Annotated in this window: 18 protein-coding genes and 1 pseudogene; 8 read left to right on the top strand and 11 right to left on the bottom strand. The window is 72.2% G+C overall.

Annotated elements, in window-relative coordinates:
* Window positions 1-649 precede the first annotated feature (649 nt).
* Genes ACFV2S_RS06015 through ACFV2S_RS06005 form a run of 3 tightly spaced genes read left to right on the top strand, consistent with a single transcriptional unit; the run spans window position 650 to window position 4,506 of the window.
* Window positions 650-946: a hypothetical protein gene (locus tag ACFV2S_RS06015; RefSeq protein ID WP_385554642.1), complete on the top strand. Its 297-nt coding sequence runs from the start codon at window positions 650-652 to the stop codon at window positions 944-946.
* The gene (locus ACFV2S_RS06010; protein WP_385554640.1) at window positions 943-3,036 is read left to right on the top strand and encodes an NB-ARC domain-containing protein; all 2,094 of its coding nucleotides are present in this window, start codon (window positions 943-945) and stop codon (window positions 3,034-3,036) included. Before ACFV2S_RS06015 ends, ACFV2S_RS06010 begins: the two co-directional genes overlap by 4 nt.
* A complete protein-coding gene (locus tag ACFV2S_RS06005; RefSeq protein ID WP_385554864.1) occupies window positions 3,037-4,506 on the top strand; it encodes a hypothetical protein in 1,470 nt (489 codons plus the stop codon). It begins immediately after the preceding gene.
* 566 nt (window positions 4,507-5,072) lie between these two features.
* On the opposite strand, the gene ACFV2S_RS06000 is transcribed toward ACFV2S_RS06005, so the two are convergent.
* From ACFV2S_RS06000 to ACFV2S_RS05970, 7 genes are all read right to left on the bottom strand, one after another.
* The gene (locus ACFV2S_RS06000) at window positions 5,073-5,360 is read right to left on the bottom strand and encodes a hypothetical protein (protein ID WP_385554638.1); all 288 of its coding nucleotides are present in this window, start codon (window positions 5,358-5,360) and stop codon (window positions 5,073-5,075) included.
* A 132-nt stretch (window positions 5,361-5,492) separates the two neighbouring features.
* The gene (locus tag ACFV2S_RS05995; RefSeq protein WP_385554636.1) at window positions 5,493-5,759 is read right to left on the bottom strand and encodes a DUF4235 domain-containing protein; all 267 of its coding nucleotides are present in this window, start codon (window positions 5,757-5,759) and stop codon (window positions 5,493-5,495) included.
* Entirely contained in the window at window positions 5,759-6,223 is a 465-nt protein-coding gene (locus ACFV2S_RS05990; protein WP_385554634.1) for a hypothetical protein, read from the bottom strand. Before ACFV2S_RS05990 ends, ACFV2S_RS05995 begins: the two co-directional genes overlap by 1 nt.
* A 337-nt stretch (window positions 6,224-6,560) precedes the next feature.
* Window positions 6,561-6,875: a hypothetical protein gene (locus tag ACFV2S_RS05985; RefSeq protein WP_385554632.1), complete on the bottom strand. Its 315-nt coding sequence runs from the start codon at window positions 6,873-6,875 to the stop codon at window positions 6,561-6,563.
* Complete coding sequence (locus ACFV2S_RS05980) at window positions 6,862-9,081, bottom strand: xanthine dehydrogenase family protein molybdopterin-binding subunit (protein ID WP_385554630.1); 2,220 nt, start codon at window positions 9,079-9,081, stop codon at window positions 6,862-6,864. Before ACFV2S_RS05980 ends, ACFV2S_RS05985 begins: the two co-directional genes overlap by 14 nt.
* A 16-nt stretch (window positions 9,082-9,097) precedes the next feature.
* The gene (locus ACFV2S_RS05975) at window positions 9,098-10,081 is read right to left on the bottom strand and encodes an FAD binding domain-containing protein (RefSeq protein ID WP_385554628.1); all 984 of its coding nucleotides are present in this window, start codon (window positions 10,079-10,081) and stop codon (window positions 9,098-9,100) included.
* Window positions 10,078-10,578, bottom strand: a complete 501-nt coding sequence (locus ACFV2S_RS05970; RefSeq protein ID WP_385554626.1) for a 2Fe-2S iron-sulfur cluster-binding protein — start codon at window positions 10,576-10,578, stop codon at window positions 10,078-10,080. The genes ACFV2S_RS05975 and ACFV2S_RS05970 overlap by 4 nt, the downstream gene beginning before the upstream one ends.
* A gap of 343 nt (window positions 10,579-10,921) precedes the next feature.
* Here ACFV2S_RS05970 and ACFV2S_RS05965 point away from each other — a divergent pair, with 343 nt between their 5' ends.
* Window positions 10,922-11,788 (top strand): GNAT family N-acetyltransferase, encoded by an 867-nt coding sequence (locus tag ACFV2S_RS05965; RefSeq protein ID WP_385554624.1) that lies wholly within the window; start codon window positions 10,922-10,924, stop codon window positions 11,786-11,788.
* Between the two features lie 216 nt (window positions 11,789-12,004).
* On the opposite strand, the pseudogene ACFV2S_RS05960 reads toward ACFV2S_RS05965, so the two are convergent.
* The 3 genes and pseudogenes from ACFV2S_RS05960 to ACFV2S_RS05950 all read right to left on the bottom strand — a co-directional run.
* A pseudogene (locus tag ACFV2S_RS05960) lies at window positions 12,005-12,118 on the bottom strand (IS5/IS1182 family transposase); the annotation flags it as partial.
* Window positions 12,119-12,382: 264 nt separating this feature from the next.
* Complete coding sequence (locus ACFV2S_RS05955; RefSeq protein ID WP_385554622.1) at window positions 12,383-12,829, bottom strand: ATP-binding protein; 447 nt, start codon at window positions 12,827-12,829, stop codon at window positions 12,383-12,385.
* 146 nt (window positions 12,830-12,975) lie between these two features.
* On the bottom strand, window positions 12,976-13,926 hold the full coding sequence (locus tag ACFV2S_RS05950) for a SigB/SigF/SigG family RNA polymerase sigma factor (RefSeq protein ID WP_385554620.1): 951 nt from the start codon (window positions 13,924-13,926) through the stop codon (window positions 12,976-12,978).
* Window positions 13,927-14,373: 447 nt separating this feature from the next.
* Here ACFV2S_RS05950 and ACFV2S_RS05945 point away from each other — a divergent pair, with 447 nt between their 5' ends.
* Window positions 14,374-14,943: a type 1 glutamine amidotransferase domain-containing protein gene (locus ACFV2S_RS05945; protein ID WP_385554618.1), complete on the top strand. Its 570-nt coding sequence runs from the start codon at window positions 14,374-14,376 to the stop codon at window positions 14,941-14,943.
* A 46-nt stretch (window positions 14,944-14,989) separates the two neighbouring features.
* Here the strand turns inward: ACFV2S_RS05945 and ACFV2S_RS05940 are convergent, their stop codons facing one another.
* Window positions 14,990-15,958 carry a glutamate-cysteine ligase family protein gene (locus tag ACFV2S_RS05940; protein ID WP_385554616.1) on the bottom strand — a complete coding sequence of 323 codons (969 nt, stop codon included), beginning with the start codon at window positions 15,956-15,958 and terminating at the stop codon, window positions 14,990-14,992.
* 313 nt (window positions 15,959-16,271) lie between these two features.
* Here ACFV2S_RS05940 and ACFV2S_RS05935 point away from each other — a divergent pair, with 313 nt between their 5' ends.
* From ACFV2S_RS05935 to ACFV2S_RS05925, 3 genes are all read left to right on the top strand, one after another.
* The gene (locus ACFV2S_RS05935; RefSeq protein ID WP_385554614.1) at window positions 16,272-17,237 is read left to right on the top strand and encodes an LLM class F420-dependent oxidoreductase; all 966 of its coding nucleotides are present in this window, start codon (window positions 16,272-16,274) and stop codon (window positions 17,235-17,237) included.
* 9 nt (window positions 17,238-17,246) lie between these two features.
* Complete coding sequence (locus ACFV2S_RS05930; protein ID WP_385554612.1) at window positions 17,247-17,912, top strand: HAD family hydrolase; 666 nt, start codon at window positions 17,247-17,249, stop codon at window positions 17,910-17,912.
* A 487-nt stretch (window positions 17,913-18,399) separates the two neighbouring features.
* Window positions 18,400-18,702 carry a hypothetical protein gene (locus tag ACFV2S_RS05925; RefSeq protein WP_385554610.1) on the top strand — a complete coding sequence of 101 codons (303 nt, stop codon included), beginning with the start codon at window positions 18,400-18,402 and terminating at the stop codon, window positions 18,700-18,702.
* The last annotated feature ends 85 nt before the right edge of the window (window positions 18,703-18,787 follow it).

Raw genomic sequence — 18,787 nt, 5'->3', positions numbered from 1 at the left:
TTCCCCGCGGCCCGCGATCCGCCCCCGCCCTGGCCGCGCCCCCCCCCCCCCCCGCGACCGTCCGGACGAAGGCACCCGATCATCCCGCTGCCCCCGCTGCCCGCGGCGTCCGCCGCAACCAGTGATGCGGGGCAGCCGCCGAGGTGGGCGAGAAACACATCTCCCACGCAACCTCGCCCTCGGCTACGCGATCGAGGCCTCGACCGGCCTGCTCGGCGCCATGCCCCCGCGGGTCGACAGGGCTCGACGGGCTGCACGTGGCACCTACACCGCTGGGATGAGCCCTCACGGTCGACTGAACCGCTTGGACGGACGACCGCCGACTCGCTGGGGTGGTGTGCGCCTGCCCCAACCCCTCGGCTTCGTCGACGGCGGCACCGGCGGCCAGAACAGGGAACTTGCGCCATCCTTGAAACGTCATGTGTCACACGACAGTTGTGCACGGAGCCTGCCGGGAGCCAACGGTGTGCGAGCTGCGCGACGCGATACGACGGGAGATGTCGGTTCGTTGGACGAGACATTGATAGCGCTGGCGGCTGCGGGTGGAACCGCTGTTGTGCAGGCAGCGGGCACAGAGGCGTGGCATGGGTTCCGGCAGACGATGGCTCGACTATTCGGCCGCGGGAACGACCAGCGTACGAGCACTGCGTTGGAGCGCCTGGACCGGACGGCGGCTGCCGTGGAAGCAGCCGACCACGGAGATGCGGAGCAGACTCGAATTCGCCAGGAGGCCGTGTGGCAGGGCTGGTTCGAGGATCTGCTGGAGAGCGTTGACGGGCAGGAGCGCGACGCGATGGTCGCCGCGCTGCGCACCCTGGTCACCGAGCCCTCACCATCGGGACGGACCGGCGGGGGCGAGATGTCCGGCAACACTTTCCAGGGGCCCACCGCCATCCAGCTCGGTAACGGAAACCGGCAGGACAACCGCTTCGGGAACGGCACTTGACCACCCCGCCCGCCGGGGGTGGCTTCTTCGACAACACCTTCAATGGCCCCACACCCGTGCAGAACGGCGACCACAACCAGCAGATCAACACGTTCCACCTCTACTCCGAACGGCCGCCCCCGCCGGCCGCTCCGGAGGTGCCGGAGTGGTGGGTGGCCGATCGGGACGAGGTCGAGCAGGTCGTCGATGCCGTGTGCTCGCCCAGCGGCGGCCCTGTCGGGATCACGACGGCGCTGGAGGGCGCAGGAGGTTTCGGCAAGACGACAGTCGCCCAACTGGTGCGTGCCAGCCACCGGGTACGTCAGCACTTCCGGGGAGGGGTGTACTTCTTCGTCGTCGGCCGGGACGTGGACAGCCCTCAAACGGTCACCCGGCTGGTGCACGATGTCATCCTCGCCGTCGCCGGCCAGGATGCGTCCTTCGACAACCCGGACCGGGCGGGCGAGTATCTGGGCCAGCTCTTGGACCAACGCTGCGATTCCGACGGCCCCACTCTGCTGATCTTCGACGACGTGTGGACCCAGGAGCAGCTGGCCCCGCTCCTCGTGGGCGGCGGCGGCTGCGTACGACTTGTCACTACGCGCGTCCCCGCGATTCTTCCGTCCGACGCGAGAACGGTGCGGGTCGATACGATGCCGCCCGACAAAGCCAGGCTGGTATTGACCTGTGAACTACCGTCCCTGCCGATGCAGCTGATCCACGATCTGGTCCAGGTCACCGGCGGGTGGCCGTTGCTCCTTCGCCTGACCAACCGGCTGATCAACCGGCGAGTGAGGACTGGTGCCGATGCCCCCCGCGCCGCGGCCGATCTTTTGAGAACCTTGCGGGAACAGGGACCGGCCGGGGTGGACAAACCCTCTGACGTGCCCGACGCAGCCATCCTCAGCGACCCCAGGCGGCGAGCGACGATGGTACGGGCGACCGTCGAAGCCTCGACCGCAGACCTCTCCGCGGACAGCCGGGATCGGTTCGCCGAATTGGGGATCTTCGCCTACGGAGAAGCCGTGCCCATCTCCGTCGTGGGCACGCTGTGGCGTGCCACAGCCGGCCATGACGAGTGGGCGACCCGGGACCTGTGCGCGGATCTGGCCGACCTGTCCCTGCTCACCGCGGACGATACGGACGGAGGCCGCCTGTTCCTGCACGACGTCATCCGCGACTACCTGCGCGCCGAGCTCGGTCCCGACCGTCTCGCCGAACACCACACCACGTTGGTGGACGCCGTCCAGGCCGGCCTGCCCCCGTCCGTACCCCTCACGCCGTCCGCGCCCCTCCCCCCTGCCGCATGGTGGGAGCTGACCGACGGCTACCTGCTCGACCACGCCGTCGCCCATCTTCTGGCCGCACACCGCACCGCCGCCGCCGAAGCCCTGGCCTGCGACCTTCGCTGGATCGAGACCCGTCTGCACCACCGGGGCCCGATCGCGCCCTGGGCGGACTGCGCCCGGGTCCCCACCCCCACCGCCGCGCAGAGGGCACGCCACCTCTCGAGCATCGCCCACCTCCTCGGAGCGACCGAGCCAGCTCACGCGCTGACCGCCATCCTGCACAGCAGACTCCAGCCCCTCCCCGACTGGCGCGACCAGGTCACGGCTCGGTACGAGCGGTGGCCCCATCCGGCCCTTCGCAACCACTGGACACCGTCCGACCTGCCCCACCCCGCACTCCTGCGACTCCTGACCGGGCACACCGCCATGGTGTCGGGGGTGGCGATCGCGCCGGACGGCACCTGGCTCGCCACGGCCAGTAAGGACGGCACGGTACGAGTGTGGGACCGGGCCACCGGCGAGGAGACGGCACGCCTCACAGGCCACGAGGGCGAGGCGACGGGAGTGGCGATCGCGCCGGACGGCACCTGGCTCGTCACGGTCGGGCGTGACGGGACGGCGCGGATCCGGGACCGGGACACCGGCCAGGAGACCGCGTGTCTCGTCGGACACCACCATGCGGTGCTGGGGGTGGCGGTCTCACCGGACGGCACCTGGCTCGCCACCGCCGGCGCAGACGCGACGGTGCGGGTGTGGGACCGGGACACCGGCCGGGAGACCGGCTGTCTGACCGGACACCGCGGCTGGGTGGGGGTGGTGTAGATCGCGCCGGACGGCACCTGGCTCGCCACCGCCGGCGGCGGCGACGGGACGGTACGGATCTGGGACCGGGCCACCGGACGGCAGAGCGCACTCCTCAGCGGCCACGGGCATCAGGTGCGGGGGATCGCGATCGCGCCGGACGGCTCGTGGCTCGCAAGCATTGGCGGTGACAAGGCGGTACGGATCTGGGACCGGGCCACCGGACGGGAGACCGCCTGCCTCGCCGGACACGCCGACATCATGCTCGGTGTGGCGATCTCGCCGGACGGCTCGTGGCTTGCCACCGCCGGCCGTGACGGGAAGGTACGCATCCGGGACCGGGCCACCGGCAGAGAGACCGCCTGCCTCGCGGGGGACCTCAGCTCGGCAACCACAGTGGCGATCGCGGCGGACGGCACCTGGCTCGCCGCCGGCTACGACAGGAAGGCGCGGATCTGGGACCTGGCCACCGCGAGGGAGCCGGTCGCCCTCCCCGGGCACAACCTCCCGGTGGAAGGGCTGGCGATCGCGGCGGACGGCACCTGGCTCGCCACTACCGGCCACGACGGAAAGGTGCGCATCCGGGACCTGGCCACCGGACAGGAGACCACCTGCATCATCGGACACACCGGGTCGGCGGGTCACGTGACGATCGCGCCTGACGGCACCTGGCTCGCCACCATCAGCCACGACACGGTGCAGATCTGGGAATCGACCACCGGACGGGAGACCGCCCGCTTCGCCGGACACACCACCGACCTTGTGAACGGGGTGGCGATAGCGCCCGACGGCACCTGGCTCGCCAGCGCCGGTCATGACAAGGCGGTGCGGATCTGGGACCGGGCCACCGGACGGGAGACCGCCTGCCTGACCGGGCACACCGACATCGCGATCTCCGTGGCCATCGCGCCCGACGGCACCTGGCTCGCCAGTTCCAGCAAGGACGGCACGGTACGGCTGTGGGACCGGGCCAGCGGCCGGGAGACCGCCCGCCTCCCCGGATCCACTACCGCGTCGAGCGGATTGGCGATCGCCCCCGACGGCACCTGGCTCACCAGCGCCGACGACTTCGGGACGGTGCGGATCTGGGACAGGTCCACCGGCCAGGAGACCGCCCGTGTCACCGGTCACCATGGCTGGGTGGGGGTGAAGGTCTCACCGGACGGAACCTGGCTGGCCACCACCGGCGGCTACCACCCGGCTGTGTGGGTCTGGGACCGGGCGACAGGCCGTCACATCGCCTGCCTCGTCGGCCACACCGGCCGGGTGACCAGGGTCGCGATCTCGCCGGACAGCGCCCGGATCGCGACTGCGAGCGACGACGGGACGCTACGGATCTGGGACCCGGCATCGGGGCGACTTGTCACCATGATGCGTACAGACGGGATCTTGTACGCCTGCGCCTGGACCCCCGACGGTCGGAGCGTCGTCGTCGGCGGTACGCAGGGCGTGTCCGTCTACGATTTCCACCGCGGTGGTCCGGACCGGTGACTGCCGATTTCCAGGCCGTGCGAGATGCTGGCACATGGCCTGCTCGCGCTCGAGCGGCATCCACCCACGCCATCGCGGCATGCGTCATGGTGGGGTCCGCCTCGGCCGGCACGACCTCGTCGAGGACGGTGGCAGGTCGAGGTCGTCTGAGGGTCGAGCGCGGGCAGATCGCGCAGGCGTACCGCCACTGCCTGGCCCTATGGGCGGGCCACACCTACTCGCCGAGTCCAGCTGGTGGAGACCGGGATTGTGGCCAACGACGGCAAGAACACTGAGGCCCTGGCCCTGATCTGCCAGTCTGGCGACGAACTCGGTCGGAGCCGCGTTGTAGAGCCGCTCGTCGTACACGGTGCGCGTCCGGTTGGTCAGCGCCCGTCCGACGAGGTGCCACGTCTCGCGCGCCCGCCGAGCCTGCGCTCACAACACCAGCTCGGGGTTGTACGGGACTGCTGCAGCCAGCGGCCGGCCTGGGCCGCATGGCCCCGGCCCCGAGCCCTCACCAGTCGCGGGGGCAGGGAGAAGGCCCGACAGATGCCGCTTGCCTTCGCCCTCAGCCTCTCATCGCATCAGTCCACTGGTTCGTCGACGTCGGATTCCTCAAGCCTCGCTCTGTCTGCGTCACCCCGGCGTCCGGTTCCCGCCACGTCGGTCTCGGGCGCTGCGGCATCGGGCCAGTGCGGTACGGGTATGGCCAGAGGATCCTCTCCTTGCGCCGCCTGCTGGTTCTGCGGGTTCCGGGGCAGCGGCTTGTCCGCCTCCTCCGGCTCGTCCGGCCCGTGGCGCGCGTCCATCTCGCGGCGCCGGTCCTTCCGTTCGCGTCGGTCCGTCCGACCGGAGTCCTGCTGCGTGTTCATTCAGGCTCACCTTCGCGTGGCGGTGCGGGCGCGATGCCGTACTCGTGCCGTTTCGCCCGCCCTGAATCTGAGAGACCTGCTCTTCTGCGGATGGATACCGCCGCCGGCTTTCCGGTCGGCGGCACTCGGGCATCAGCTGGGCCACGTTCCGGTCAGGCGCCGCATCGAGGTGGCTCCCGCGCGGTCGACGGCGGCCTTGACTACGGCGAAGACCGCTCCTTGCAGTGCCGCGGCGAGCAGAATCTCTCGCCAGGTACGTTCCTCGTCCATCGCGCCCGGAGCGCCGTCATCGTGCCCGGCCCACTTCCACATGCGGTTGAAGGCAGCGCGGGCCAGGATGCCGCCGGCGATTCCGAACGCAAGGCCCACCGGGCGGTAGGCGAGTGTGGCGGTCTTCATCAGTGCCTCCGGCTGCGGCGTACGAGCAGGAGAGCCGCGAGCGCGGCAGCCCCCACGAGAATGAGGTTCCGGTTGGCCCAGGACCGCTCTGCGACCGCCCCCCGACCGACCTTGTCACCGAAGAGGTGCGTCCGCCCCACGGCGAGCCGGCCCGCACGAGCAGCCGTGCTCCGCAGCTGCGCGGCAGCGTGAGCCGCCTTGTCCACAGCCGGGTCGGGAGTCTTGTCCCTCGCGAGCTGGGCGGCCTGCTCCGCGGTCTCGCGGAGCTGACCGGTGAGGCCGGCGGCCTTCGCGACGGCCTGCGACCCGAGGTCGGCCGCCTTCTCCATGGCCTGGGTCTTCACGCCCTCCTTGGCGGCCAGGGCGTCCGCGGTCCCGCCGAGCTTCTCGCGGGTGTGCGCGACCATCTTGCGCAGCTTCTCGGGTGCCTGCCCGGATGCGTCGCCCTGCGTCTGATGACTCATCGGTGTGCCTTCTCTTTCCTCTCGCGCACATCGACCCTGATGCGGCCGACGGCTTGTCAGCGAGGGCCCGGTCCGCCCGTGGATTCGCGCGAACTCCGCGGCCCCGAAGGGTGCTCGACAGCACTCCTGCGATACGCCTCCCTGCTGTCCCGATCCCGACCTCCCCGGCACGAGCCGGGCCCGGGAACGAACCCGGCACGCCGCCCCACGGCCCGAAGCCCCGGGGTGATCGCCGTTCGCTTACGCGCCTACCCCGTCATCGGCGGACCACCCGCTCACCATTCGGCTTGGGTCCGCGCACGGCGACACGTGGGCGCTCGCCCCCTGACCGGGTTGATCAGTCCGTGTCGCTGGCGATCGCCAGCGCCAGGGCCTGAAGGATCTGCTCGGTGGGCTCGCCGGACTCTGTCCGGTCGTAAGCGTCGGCCACCGTCTCGAAGGCGAGGATAAAGCCCCGCACGAGAGCACTGACCGGTCCCGTGAGCTGCGTCAGGACCGCCGCTCCGACTTCCACCGCGTCGTCGGTATCGGGAACCAGGAACCGCGTCGGAATGACCTCACCGAGCAGGTCGGAGACGTAATCCTGAGCCACTCCCCCGCGCAGGGCCGTGAGCGCCGCGATTGCCTTGAGCTGGATCTCACTCTCGGTCATAAGACGAGCGTACGCTTGGCATGCTGGGACTGGCGCGGCCACGCCGGTCGTCCGCACGCGTATCGGAAGCCGTGGCCTGCAGGTGCGGAAGAAGCCGATCCGGGGTCAGCGGCAGGTCCCGCAGCCGTACGCCCACCGCGTGGTACACGGCGTTCGCGATCGCGGCCGCTGTCCCCACGATGCCGATCTCCCCGATCCCCTTGCTGCCCATGGGGTTGAGGTGGTGGTCCTCCTCGTGGAGCCAATGCGCCTCGATCGCCGGCACGTCGGCGCAGACGGGGACGTGGTACGCGGCCAGGTCCCGTTCCGTGAAGTCCCCGAACGCGGGGTCGAGCGTGCTGCTCTCGGTCAGCGCCATGCCCAGCCCCATGGTCATTCCACCGATGAACTGGGAGCGCGCGGTGCGGCCGCTCAGTACCCGGCCGGCTGCGAAGACCCCGAGCAGGCGGCGTACCCGTACCTCCCCCGTCACGGTGTCCACGTCGACCTCCGCGAACTGCGCCCCGAACGCGTGCCGTGCGTACAAGGATTCCCGACCTGCCTCCTCGGCGGTGTCCGCCCGAGCGGTGAGACCCTCGGGCGGGAGCGGACCGGAGTGCGCGCGCACCATGCCGGCCAGGACCGTGCAGGCCTTGTGGACGGCCCAGCCCCAGGACGAGGTGCCCGATGAGCCACCCGCCAGAGGCGCGGTCGGCAGCGCGCTGCTCCCGAGCTCCACGCGTACCGCGTCCGACGGGACGCCGAGTGCCTCGGCCGCGATCTGGGCAAGGACGGTCCGGGCTCCGGTCCCGATGTCGGTGGCCGCGAGCCGTACGAGGTGCATGCCGTCCGGCGCGGCGTGCGCGGATGCCGAGGAGGGACTCAGGAGGTACGGATAGGTCGACGCTGCCACTCCAGTGCCTGTGAGTCGTCCGTCGGCTCGTCGTACTCCGGGGCGGGGGTCGCGGCCCTCCCAGCCGAAGCGCCGCGCCCCCTCCCGCAGGCATTGCGTGAGGCTCCTGCTGCTGAACGGCCTGCCGCTGTCGGGTTCGGCGCCGGGCTCGTTGCGGAGCCTGAGCTCGACCGGATCGACGCCTGTGGCGACGGCGAGTTCGTCCATGGCCGACTCGAGGGCGTACATGCCGGACGCCTCGCCCGGAGCACGCATCCACGAGGGCGTCGGCACGTCCAGGGCCACCACCTGGTGGCTCGTCCGACTGTGCGGCGAGGTGTACATGGTGCGTGCGGGGACGGCCGCCTGCTCGACGAACTCCGTGACCGTCGAGGTCTGGGTGACGACCTCGTGGGCGAGGGCACTGACAACGCCGTCGGCGTTCGCTCCGATACGGACGCGCTGGACCGTGGGGGCGCGGTGGCCGACGACGGCGGCGAGTTCACGGCGTGGGAGGACCAACTTCACCGGCCGTCCGAGGTGCAGAGCGGCCATCGAGGCGAGGACGACCTGGGGCCGGGGGGTGCCCTTGGAGCCGAAGCCGCCGCCGACGTACGCGGAGACGACCGTGACGCGGTCTGCGGGCACCTGGAACAGCTGGGCGAGGACGTCTCGTACCTTCGTCGTCCCCTGGCTTGAGTCGTAGACGGTCAGGGCGCCGTCCTCCCACCAGGCGGTGGAGGCGTGCGGCTCCATCGGCTGGTTGTGCTGGGCGGTCATCGTGTACGTGGCGTCGACGCGCACGGCCGACGTGGCGAAGGCCTCGTCGAAGTTCCCGCGCTCGCGCACGGCAGGATGGCCGCCGTTGGCCTCGTCGGGTGCGTAGAGGCCGGGATGGCCCTCGGGCGGCCCCGGATCGTGGTCCTCGACGGCGTACTCGACCCGCAGGTCGTCGGCGGCGGCCCGGGCGTTCTCCAGGGTGTCGGCGACCACGAGGGCGACGTACCAGCCTCGATGGGGAACGTGATCGTTCTGGAGCAGGGTCAGCGTCGGGTCCTCGGCCTCGCCGAGCCGGGGGGCGTTCGTGTGGCTGAGCACGGCGTGGACGCCCGGGCGCCGCAGGATCTCGTCGGCGTGGACAGCGGTCGTCCTGCCCCGCGCGACGGTGGCGGGCACGGGGACGGCATGGACGCAGCCGGGCGGGGTGTGCTCAGCGGCGTAACGCGCCGCGCCGGTCACCTTCTCCCTGGCGTCACGACGAACGGCGTCGTCACGACGGACGGCACTGTCTTGATCGGCCGCGGCGGGATCCTGGGAGTGGGAGTTCGTGGACATGACGGTGGTCGGCTCCTCAGTGACGGGACGCGAGATCGGTGAGCACGCGGACGGCGAGACCACGGGCGAGTGGCACCTTGAAGGCGTTGTCGCGCAACGGCTCGGCTGCGGCGAGCTCGGCGTCGGCGGCGCGTACCCATGTCTCCTCCGTGGCGCGAGCTCCTCTGAGGACCTCCTCGGCCGCGGCGGCCCGCCACGGTGCGTGCGCGACCCCGCCGAAGGCGAGGGCGGCGTGCCGGATGACTCCGTCCTCGACGGTGAGGGACGCGGCGACGGAGACGAGCGCGAAGGCGTACGAGGCGCGGTCGCGGGCCTTTCGGTAGGCACTGCGGGTTCCGGTGGGCGGCGGGAGCGTGACCGCTGTGACAAGTTCCCCGGGACGGACGGCAGTGTCGCGCTCCGGCGTGTCACCGGGCAGCCGGTGGAACTCCGTGAGAGTTACGTCGCGCTCGCCGTCCAGGCCGAGGAGGTGCACCCGGGCGTCGAGAGCGGCGAGCGCGACGGCCATGTCCGAGGGGTGGGTGGCGACGCATCGCGTGGAATGGCCCAGTACCGCCAGGTCCCGGTGGACACCCTCGCGGGCGGGGCAGCCGGTGCCCGGCGCGCGTTTGTTGCAGGGCTTCGAGGTGTCCTGGAAGTACGGGCATCGCGTGCGCTGCAGCAGGTTGCCGCCGGTGGTGGCGGCGTTGCGCAGTTGTCCGGAGGCTCCCGCCAGGAGTGCCTGCGACAGCGCGGCGTATCGGGTCCGTACGAGCGGATGGGCGGCCAGGTCGCTGTTGCGGACGGTTGCCCCGATGCGCACGCCGCCCTCCGGGGTCTCCTCGACGCCGTTCAGCGGGAGTCGGCTGATGTCGATGAGGAACGGCGGGTCGGCCACTCCCAGTTTCATGAGGTCGAGGAGATTGGTGCCGCCGGCGATGTACTGGGCACCGGGGTGTGCCGCGTACGCGGCCAGAGCCTGGTCGGTACGGTCGGCGCGGAGGTACACGAAGGGCTTCACGAGGCGGCCTCCTCGATGGCGTCCACGATGTTCGCGTAGGCGCCGCAACGGCAGATGTTGCCGCTCATCCGCTCGCGGATCTCCTCCGGGGTGAGAAGCTCCGGGCCGCCAACGCCCGGCCGGTACGGCGGCGTGACGTGAGAGGGGTGCCCAGCAGCGGCCTCGTCCAGCATGCCCACAGCGGAGCAGATCTGGCCCGGTGTGCAGTAGCCGCACTGCAGGGCGTCGCGCGACACGAACGCCTCCTGAAGGGGATGGAGGCGATCGTGCGACGCGAGGCCCTCGATCGTGGTGACGGGCTCGTCGCAGGCGACGGCGAGCACCAGGCAACTGTTGATCCGCCGGCCACCCACAAGCACGGTGCAGGCACCGCATTGGCCGTGGTCGCAGCCCTTCTTCGCGCCGGTGAGGTCCAGGTGCTCGCGCAGCGTGTCGAGCAGGGTCGTGCGGTTGTCGAGCCGCAGTTCGTGCACGTTCCCGTTGATCCGGAGCGACACGTACGACGTGGAGTCGGGCTCTCCCCCCTCCGCCCCTCCTTCACGCGCTGTCCGGCTCTCACGGGTCGCCCCAACATCGTCCACGGTGCTCGCTCCTCCGACGGCAATGGGGATCACCTGCTGGCCGTCTTCTCCCTCCCGACTTCCCCGGCGTCCCCGCATTCCTCGCCGCCGGTCCCGGATGTCCGCCCAACGGCGCAGCGAACGCCCCTCGCCCAGCCACCGGATCGAACCGGCGCCTCGGGCTGCGGTACAGGGAGGACTGGAGCCTGTCTCCTTGGTGGGGCCAGTGCGGCGGTTATCGGGTTGCGGGGCTCCCGGGCGGGGGTGTCGGATCCCGGGCATGACAATTGTGCTGGGGACGCCGGCCGTGGCCGGGGTGCGCGAGGCCATGGGCGCGCTGCGGGAGTGGCAGTACGACGGAGCGCCGATGCAGCTCCATGCGGGGGACATCGGCTGGAACCACCGCTTCGGAATGCCCGAGACGGCCGCGGTGGTACGGACCTGGAGCCGGGGCGGACGGATTCTCGCCGTCGGGATGCAGGACACTCCGACGCTGCTGCGGATGACGGTCGCCCCCGACGCCTTCCGGGACGGGGACCTGGCACGGCGGCTCGTCGCGGACGTCTCGCTGCCCGAGCGCGGTGTGCTGCCGGAGGGGGAGGTGGCCATCGAGGCGCCGTCGGGCCTGCTGCTGCACGACCTGCTGACCAAGGAGGGCTGGGGCGTCGACGAGCCGTGGACGCCGCTCTTCCGCGACCTCACGGAGCCGGTGGAGGACCCCGGCGTGCGGATCGAGACGATCGGCCCCGAGCGGGCACAGGACTTCGCCGAGGTCCTGCGGTCGGCGTTCGGCACCTCGCGGCCCACGCGCGAGTACTGGCACCGGATGGCGGCGGGACCGTTCTACGACGACGCCCGCTGCCTGGGCGCCTACGACGAGCGGGGCGAGCCGGTGGCGGTGGTCACGGTCTGGTCGGCCGGCCCGGGGAGGCCGGGGCTGGTCGAGCCGATGGGCGTCCACGCGGCCCACCGCGGCCGCGGGTACGGCCGGGCGATCACCCTCGCCGGGGCGGCCGCGCTACGGGAGGCGGGCTCGTCGAGCGTCCGGGTGTGCACCCCGAGCTCCAACATCGGTGGCGTCGCCACCTACAAGGCGGCCGGGTTCGGGGCGAGGCCGGAGGTTCGCGACCGGATCCGCACGGCCTGAGGCGGGTGCTGCTGCCGGCCGGTACGGGGCCGGTGGCGGCACCCGTCTCAGGGGTGGGCGAAGAGGGTGGTGCGATGGGCCAGGGCCCAGGTGCGTCCGGCCTCGAACGCCACGCAGGAGGCGCCGACATGCGGCCCGGCCGGGTACTCCAGGCCGCACGCCTACGTTCCGTCGGCCGGTTCGGCCCCCTCGGCTGATCGGCGAGGGTCCGACGGCCTACCTACGGACCCAGATCAGGATGACCGCGAGGTGAAGCGCGGCCCGGTGTGCGACGGCGAGCTTGTCGCACCGCATCGCCAGGCCGCGCCACTGCTTCAGGCGAGCGATGCACGAGACACGCTCTGGTGGAGGGCTACTCGGCCAGCGGCGCAGCTTCTTCCAGCACTGGTCGAGGCAGCCCGAGATCAACCACATCGAGACTGCTGGGCTGGTGACCGGCGCCGTCAGCCCCGGCGAGCAAGGCCGTTCTCCCCCAGCTCCGCGTGCGGCGCCGCCACGTCGGAGGGGGTGCTGCGCTCTGTCACCGGGACCTCGCACAGAGCGGTCCCTGCACGGCAGGAGCCCGGGGGGAGGGCTCCTCGTCGCCCTTCCACTCTAGGTCGGGGCGGCGCGTCCGGCCCGGAGGCCCACCTCCACCTCGAACCAGACGGCCTTGCCGCGGCACCGGGGGACACAGCCCCAGGCGTCCGCGAGCCGTCCGAGCAGGTACAGGCCGTGCCCGGAGGGCCGTCCTGCGTGGTGCCGCCCGTGGGGGCGGGGGCGCTGCGGGCTCGAGTCGCTGACCTGCACCCACAGCCGGCCCTCGGAGCCGTCGAACCGTAGTTCGTACGGAACCCCACCGTGGGTGAGCGCGTTGGTCACGAGCTCGGACACGAGCAGCAGCACGTCGTCGGCGACTTGGCCGAGTTCCGCGAAGGTCCCGAACCAGTCGCTCAGAGCCCGCCCCGCGAGGTCGCGGCACTCCCGCACCACACCGTCACCGACGGTCAACTCGTAACGGCGCGTCCGGGCGGCTGAGGGCCGCGTGCGCGGACTGGTCATGTGCTGCGGCTGCCCCGACCCGACCGGGTGAACCGCGGGGGGAGGCACTGGTTCCCGCGGGGACCTTTACGGAGCATCGGGGCCGCTCCAGCCGCTCACGGTGCCTGGTGCCCCAGGCCCGGGCCCGTCCTCGGGGTGCCGCGGCCTCAACAGCTCGCGGTGTCGGTGCCGGTCGCGGCACCGGCCTCACCCTCGTCACGGAACAGGCCGTCCCTCAGGTCGCCGAGGATGCGCGTGAGCAGCCGCGAGACGTGCATCTGGGAGAGACCGATCCGATCGCCTATCTCTGCCTGGGTGAGCTCCTGCCCGAAGCGGAGCTCCAGGATGCGGCGGTCGCGCACGCAGAGCCGGTCGAGCAGGGGCCGCAGGGCCGTCAGCGACTCGATCAGCTCGTACGAGGACTCCTCCTCGGCCAGATAGCGGGCGCCCGCGGTGGGCCCGGCCTCCTCATCCACGGCCGAGACGTCCAGGGACCGGGCCGAGTAGCCGTGGGCGGCGAGCTGGCCCTCGGCGACCTCCTCCTGCGTGAGGTGCATCTCGGCGGCCAGCTCCGCGCGGTCCGGGCGGCGGCCGAGGTCCTGTTCCAGGGTGTCGGCGGCCTTCGCGAGGTCGAGGCGGAGTTCCTGGAGGCGGCGGGGGACCCGTACGGCCCAGCTGGTGTCCCGGAAGAAGCGCTTCATCTCTCCGACGATCGTCGGCAGGGCGAAGGCGGAGAAGTCGACGGCGCGGCCCGGGTCGAAGCGGTCGATCGCCTTGATCAGGCCGACCGTGCCGACCTGGACGATGTCCTCCACGGGCTCGACGCGGTTGCGGAACCTGCGGGCCGCGAACTTGACCAGGCTGAGGTTCAGCTCCACCAGCGTGTTCCGCACGTACGCATACTCCGCGGTCCCCTCCTCCAGCTCACGCAGCCGGACGAACAACGCCACGGACAGCGACCGGGCGTCGTCCGTCGAGACGCCTCTCGGCCGGACCGGCTCGGGCAGACCGTCCAGCGCCCGGCGCCGCGTTGCGGCCCCCGCTCCGGCCGTGGCCGGCGTCGTTCCGGTCCCGGAGTGCGGGTCTGTGAGGGTCGGACGTTCTCGGACGGCGGACATGGAGCCTCCTTCGGCCGTGGCGAGGGGCCTACGTCACGGTCACGGGGGCGGCGGCGGGGTCCGTCGGACGGATGTTCGTCGACTTAACGATGCCCGCTATCGGATGGTCTGACACGGATCGGAGGGGAAGTCGCGGAAAGACGACGCGGTCGCGTCGGACCGGGAGTGACCGGGAGGAGGTGTCCACGATGGACGAGGCCCGGCCTTCGGCGCGCGAACGGCGTGCCCTGGACGCGCCGCCGTGAGGCGGCGGCGCGGACGGACGGCTGCCACCCACCGTGCCCTGGCCCCGGGCGGATGCCGCGCGTCGGCCCGCGGCCGGGGCCAACGCTGTTCGTACCGGTCTCGACACGTACGAGGACGGGCCGGGAACGAGGTTTGAGCCACGCGTGCGAGGGTGAGGCGCACCGGTGGCGGGGGACCGCGACTCCCGAGAGGAAACGCATCGTGCCATCCGACGGAACGCTCGAAGGACGGAACGTCCTCATCCTCACGACGAACTACGGCACCGAGCAGGACGAGCTGAAGAAACCGGCGGCGGCCCTGCGAGCGAGCGGTGCCAGGGTCACAGTCGCCGCACAGAAGGGCGAACCCGTACAGACCCTCGTCTCCGACCGCCACCCCGGCGACCTGGTCCCGGCGGAGACGACCCTCGCGCGGGCGACCGCCGACGGGTACGACGCCGTATTGGTCCCGGGCGGCACCCTGAACGCAGACCGGCTGCGGACCGACGCCGACGCCCGGCGCCTCGTCTCGGCCTTCGCGACGGCAGGCAAGCCGGTCGCGGCGATCTGCCACGGGCCGTGGCTCCTCGTCGACAGCGGGCTCGCCACGGGCCGCGAACTGACCTCGTACCCCTCGCTCCGTCCGGACCTGGAGAACGCCGGAGGCACCTGGCGGGACCGGGAGGTGGTCGTCGATACCTCGGGCGACCACCCTTTGATCACCTCCCGAAGGCCGGCCGACTTGGACGCCTTCTCGTCGGCGATCATCCGTGTGCTCGCCGGGGACAACTGACCGGGCCTGGGCATGCCCCACGAGCTGCTGCGGGGCGACGTCGTGATCAGGTCCTCATCGTGGCCGGGGCCAGCGATTCGACCTCCGCGCTGAACCGGCCATGGTGGCGGAAGACGGCGCGCTGCCGTGCCGCGCCGCCGCCGTCCACGCGGACGTGTCGCCACTGCTCGTGCGCCCAGGCGGTGGCGCCGGTCAGGTCGATCCCCGGCCGGGCCCGGGCCATCGGCGCGTCCACGGGCTCGGCGGCGGGCCGCCGGCGAGCCGTCCAACCTAGTCCAGACCCGCTCCCGTGAGCCCGTGCACGGCGGCGAGCCGGTGAGCCCGGAGCAGGTGGGTCTGCGGGACCCGGGGGCGGAGGAACCACGGCTTCCACGCGGCCCAGCAGGGTGGCAGCGAGTGCGCGCGCCAGGATCGCAACCAGCACCACCGCGTCAAGATCCGCGTTGGTGTCGGCGACCCGGATCTCCAGGGTCGGCACGTGTTCCGAGGGCCGGGCGTGCCAGTACACCATGCGGCGGTCGAGCAGCGTCCCGTCCCTGATCAGCCGGGCGACCAGCGCGAGGTAGCGCGCCTCGTCCAGGACCGGCGTCGGGCCGACGGTCGGCCACCGCGCGTGCTCGACGGCCCAGCTCTGGAAGCCGGGGTCGTGGTGCCGCCGGGCATAGGGCGAGTTCCCCGCGAGCGCCTGCAGCACGGGCAGCCACGGCCGCATGTGCTCGGCGAATTCCAGGGCACGCGGGCGGTCGAAGGTCCCGATGTGCACGTGGCACCCGCACACGCGGCCGTGCTCGCGGGCGGCCCCGTCCTCCCGCGTGACCAGGGACGCGAAGTGCCGGGCCATCAGCCGGTACCGCTCCGTGTCCGTCACCGTCAGCGGCTCCTCGGGGGGCAGCACCGGAGTACCGCAGGCGACGGGTACGCAGTGCGCCTCGCGGGCGGCCGCGCCCACCTCGGTCCGGAGCCGGGAGAAGTCGTCGCGGAGGTCCGCGCGGCTCGCGGTGGCCCGGGTGCACACCTCGATCTGCGTCGAAGAACTCGGTCTGCACCTGGTCGCTGAGGCTGCGGAACCGCGCGTCGGATGACCTGCGGGGCGCGATTGACCGGGGCCCGCGTCGCCAGGTCGACCAGGACGAACTCTTCCTCTCCCTCCATGGTCAGGATCTCCATCTCGGCTCCTCGCGTCGGGGCGCGGCCCTCCACGGAGGCGGAGCCGACGGCCCGACGCCCGAGGTGCCCGGCCTACCGGACGTCCTCAAGAGCGGGGCGCAGCGTGCTTCACCACCGGTTCCGACCGTTTGGGACACTCCGAACGCGGCAAGTCGCCGGGCATGATGCGCATCGGATACACGATGATGACCGAGCAGGCAGGCCCTCGTGAGCTGGTCGGGCACGTGGTCGAGGCGGAGCGCGCCGGATTCGACTTCTCCGTGATCTCGGACCACTCCTTCCCCTGGCTGCCCTCGCAGGGGCACGCCCCGTACGCGTGGAGCGTCCTGGGCGCGGCGGCGCAGGCCACGTCCCGCATCCCCCTCATGACCTATGTGACCTGCCCGACCTTCCGCTATCACCCGGTGGTGGTCGCCCAGAAGGCCGCGACCGTCCAGCTCCTCTCCGAGGGCCGCTTCCGGCTCGGCCTCGGCTCCGGCGAGAACCTCAACGAGCACGTCGTCGGCCGGGGCTGGCCCTCGGCGCGGGTCCGCCTCGCCATGCTGGACGAGGCGGCCGAGATCATCCGCGCCCTGTTCACGGGCGCGTACGTGACACGGCACGGGCGCCACTTCCAGGTGGAGGACGCCAGGCTGTGGGACGTCCCCCACACTCCCCCGCCCCTCGGCATCGCCGTCTCCGGCCCCCGCTCCTGCGCGGTCGCCGGACGGCATGCCGACCTCCTGATCGCCACGGAACCGGAACGCGGACTCCTCGACACCTTCGACGAGAGGGGCGGCGCGGGGAAGCCCCGGATGGGGCAACTGCCCGTCTGTTACGACAGTGACCGCGACGCCGCCGTCGCGCGTGCCCACGACGAGTTCCGATGGGCCCTCGGAGGCTGGCGCGTGAACGCCGAGCTGCCGCTCCCGGCGAGCTTCGACCAGGCCTCCGCGCACACGCGGCCGGAGGACGTGGCGAAGACCATCCCCTGCGGTGACGACGTGAACGCCGTCGTGGAGGCCGCCCGGCGCTTCGCCGACGCGGGCTTCACCGACCTCGCGCTCGTCCAGGTCGGCGGCGACCGGCAGACGCCGTTCCTCCGCTGGGCGGAGACGACCTTGCTGCCGGCCCTTCGCGACCTGTAGGAGTCCCCCATGGAACGCGCCGCTCTCTTCGACGTCGACGGAACCCTGGTCGACACCAACCACTTGCACGTCGTCGCCTGGTGGGAGGCCTTCCGGCAGGGCGGCCACCGGGTACCGACCCACGCCGTGCACCGTGCCCTCGGACTCCCTGGCGACCGGCTCATCGACGAGTTGCTGGCCCCGTCGCGCGACCGGACGGCGGACGCGGGCATCAGCGCCGCCCACGACACCCTCTACGCGACCTCCTTCGAGCGCCTGCAGGCCTTCGACAAGGCCGGTGAGCTGCTCCGGACGCTCGCGGACGACGGTTGGACGATCGTCCTGGTCACGTCGGCCAAGGACCGGGAGCTGACCGCCCTGCGACGGGCCCTGGACGCCGACGACGCCCTCACGGACACCGCCACCGCCGACGACGTCGAGGAGGGCAAGCCGGCCCCCGATCCGGTCCGGCACGCCCTCTCCCTCGTCGGCGTGTCCGAGGACCGGGCCGTGTTCGTCGGCGACAGCGTCTGGGACATGCGGGCCGCGCGGCGGGCCGGCGTGGTGCCGGCCGGGCTGCTGTGCGGCGGCATCCCGCGCGCCGACCTCACCGGGGCGGGCGCGGCGGCGGTGTACGACGACCCGGCCGACCTCCTCGCCCGCTTGCGCACCAGCCCCTTCGGCACTCCGGCCTGAGCGGACGAGCGCGGGGTTCGGTGCACCCGGGAGCCGAACGTGCTCCGGCAGCGGCGACCCGGGCCGCGTACGGCAGTCCCGTCACAGGTCGACACGGACCCCGGCGGCGAGTGAGCCGAGCGGGGCGCATTACCGGACCGCACGCGGTGCTCGCCGTCCCGACGCCACAGGAGGCCGTGCGCCTCGCCCGGACCGCCGGTCGAGAACGCGCACCTCGCCACCGGCGGCCGCCGAAGCGACATCTCCACCTCCTCGCGCACCCGCAGGCCGCCCGCCCCCGGGAATCGCCCTCGGGGGCGAGCCGGCGGTCCCCTCCGACGCCCCCAAACCTGCACACGCAACAGGGCCTGCGGTTTCACGGCTCCGCCCCCCTCGCATGCCCCGTGCACGAAACGGGCACAGGCCTACCGTGGAGACCACCGCAGACCTGCGTCGCACCCCCGAGTGAGCTGCGTCCACGCGGCCGGTCCCTCGTGGAAGGCACCCCATGCACCTGGAGCACACCGCCGAGGACCGCGTCCTCGCCCTGCACCTCCCGGCCGACCTCGATCTCACCGCTCGGGCCGCTGCGGACCTGCACGTCCAGCGTCTGCTCCTCGCCCACCGGCCGGTGCGTGTGCGTCTCCACCTCGCGGCCGGCCCGGCGACCGAAGCCTCGCTCAGCGTCCTCGCCCGGGTGCGCCGCCTGTGCAAGGGCCTCGGCATCCCCCTCGACCTCAGCGATCAGCCCTGGACAGCCCGACCGCAGCCTCCGTACGGACGGCCGGCCCCTCCGGCATCGCTGACCTGAGGGCGGTGCGCCCTCCTGACGGGGGCCGGAACCTGAGCCTCCGGAGGAACCGCCACCCCTCACCCGGACTCGACCGCTCCCGGCC

This window comes from Streptomyces sp. NPDC059695, assembly GCF_042733785.1.
Taxonomy (GTDB): Bacteria; Actinomycetota; Actinomycetes; order Streptomycetales; family Streptomycetaceae; genus Streptomyces.
The sequence above is the reverse complement of the archived record's forward strand: the minus strand, read 5'-3'. Positions and strand labels throughout refer to the sequence as shown.

Bases quoted from the DNA above. Each gene is read 5' to 3' on its own strand.
- ACFV2S_RS06000 (WP_385554638.1), bottom strand. From the start codon at position 5,360: ATGAACACGCAGCAGGACTCCGGTCGGACGGACCGACGCGAACGGAAG.
- ACFV2S_RS05995 (WP_385554636.1), bottom strand. From the start codon at position 5,759: ATGAAGACCGCCACACTCGCCTACCGCCCGGTGGGCCTTGCGTTCGGA.
- ACFV2S_RS05990 (WP_385554634.1), bottom strand. From the start codon at position 6,223: ATGAGTCATCAGACGCAGGGCGACGCATCCGGGCAGGCACCCGAGAAG.
- ACFV2S_RS05985 (WP_385554632.1), bottom strand. From the start codon at position 6,875: ATGACCGAGAGTGAGATCCAGCTCAAGGCAATCGCGGCGCTCACGGCC.
- ACFV2S_RS05980 (WP_385554630.1), bottom strand. From the start codon at position 9,081: ATGTCCACGAACTCCCACTCCCAGGATCCCGCCGCGGCCGATCAAGAC.
- ACFV2S_RS05965 (WP_385554624.1), top strand. From the start codon at position 10,922: ATGACAATTGTGCTGGGGACGCCGGCCGTGGCCGGGGTGCGCGAGGCC.
- ACFV2S_RS05955 (WP_385554622.1), bottom strand. From the start codon at position 12,829: ATGACCAGTCCGCGCACGCGGCCCTCAGCCGCCCGGACGCGCCGTTAC.
- ACFV2S_RS05950 (WP_385554620.1), bottom strand. From the start codon at position 13,926: ATGTCCGCCGTCCGAGAACGTCCGACCCTCACAGACCCGCACTCCGGG.
- ACFV2S_RS05935 (WP_385554614.1), top strand. From the start codon at position 16,272: ATGATGCGCATCGGATACACGATGATGACCGAGCAGGCAGGCCCTCGT.
- ACFV2S_RS05930 (WP_385554612.1), top strand. From the start codon at position 17,247: ATGGAACGCGCCGCTCTCTTCGACGTCGACGGAACCCTGGTCGACACC.
- ACFV2S_RS05925 (WP_385554610.1), top strand. From the start codon at position 18,400: ATGCACCTGGAGCACACCGCCGAGGACCGCGTCCTCGCCCTGCACCTC.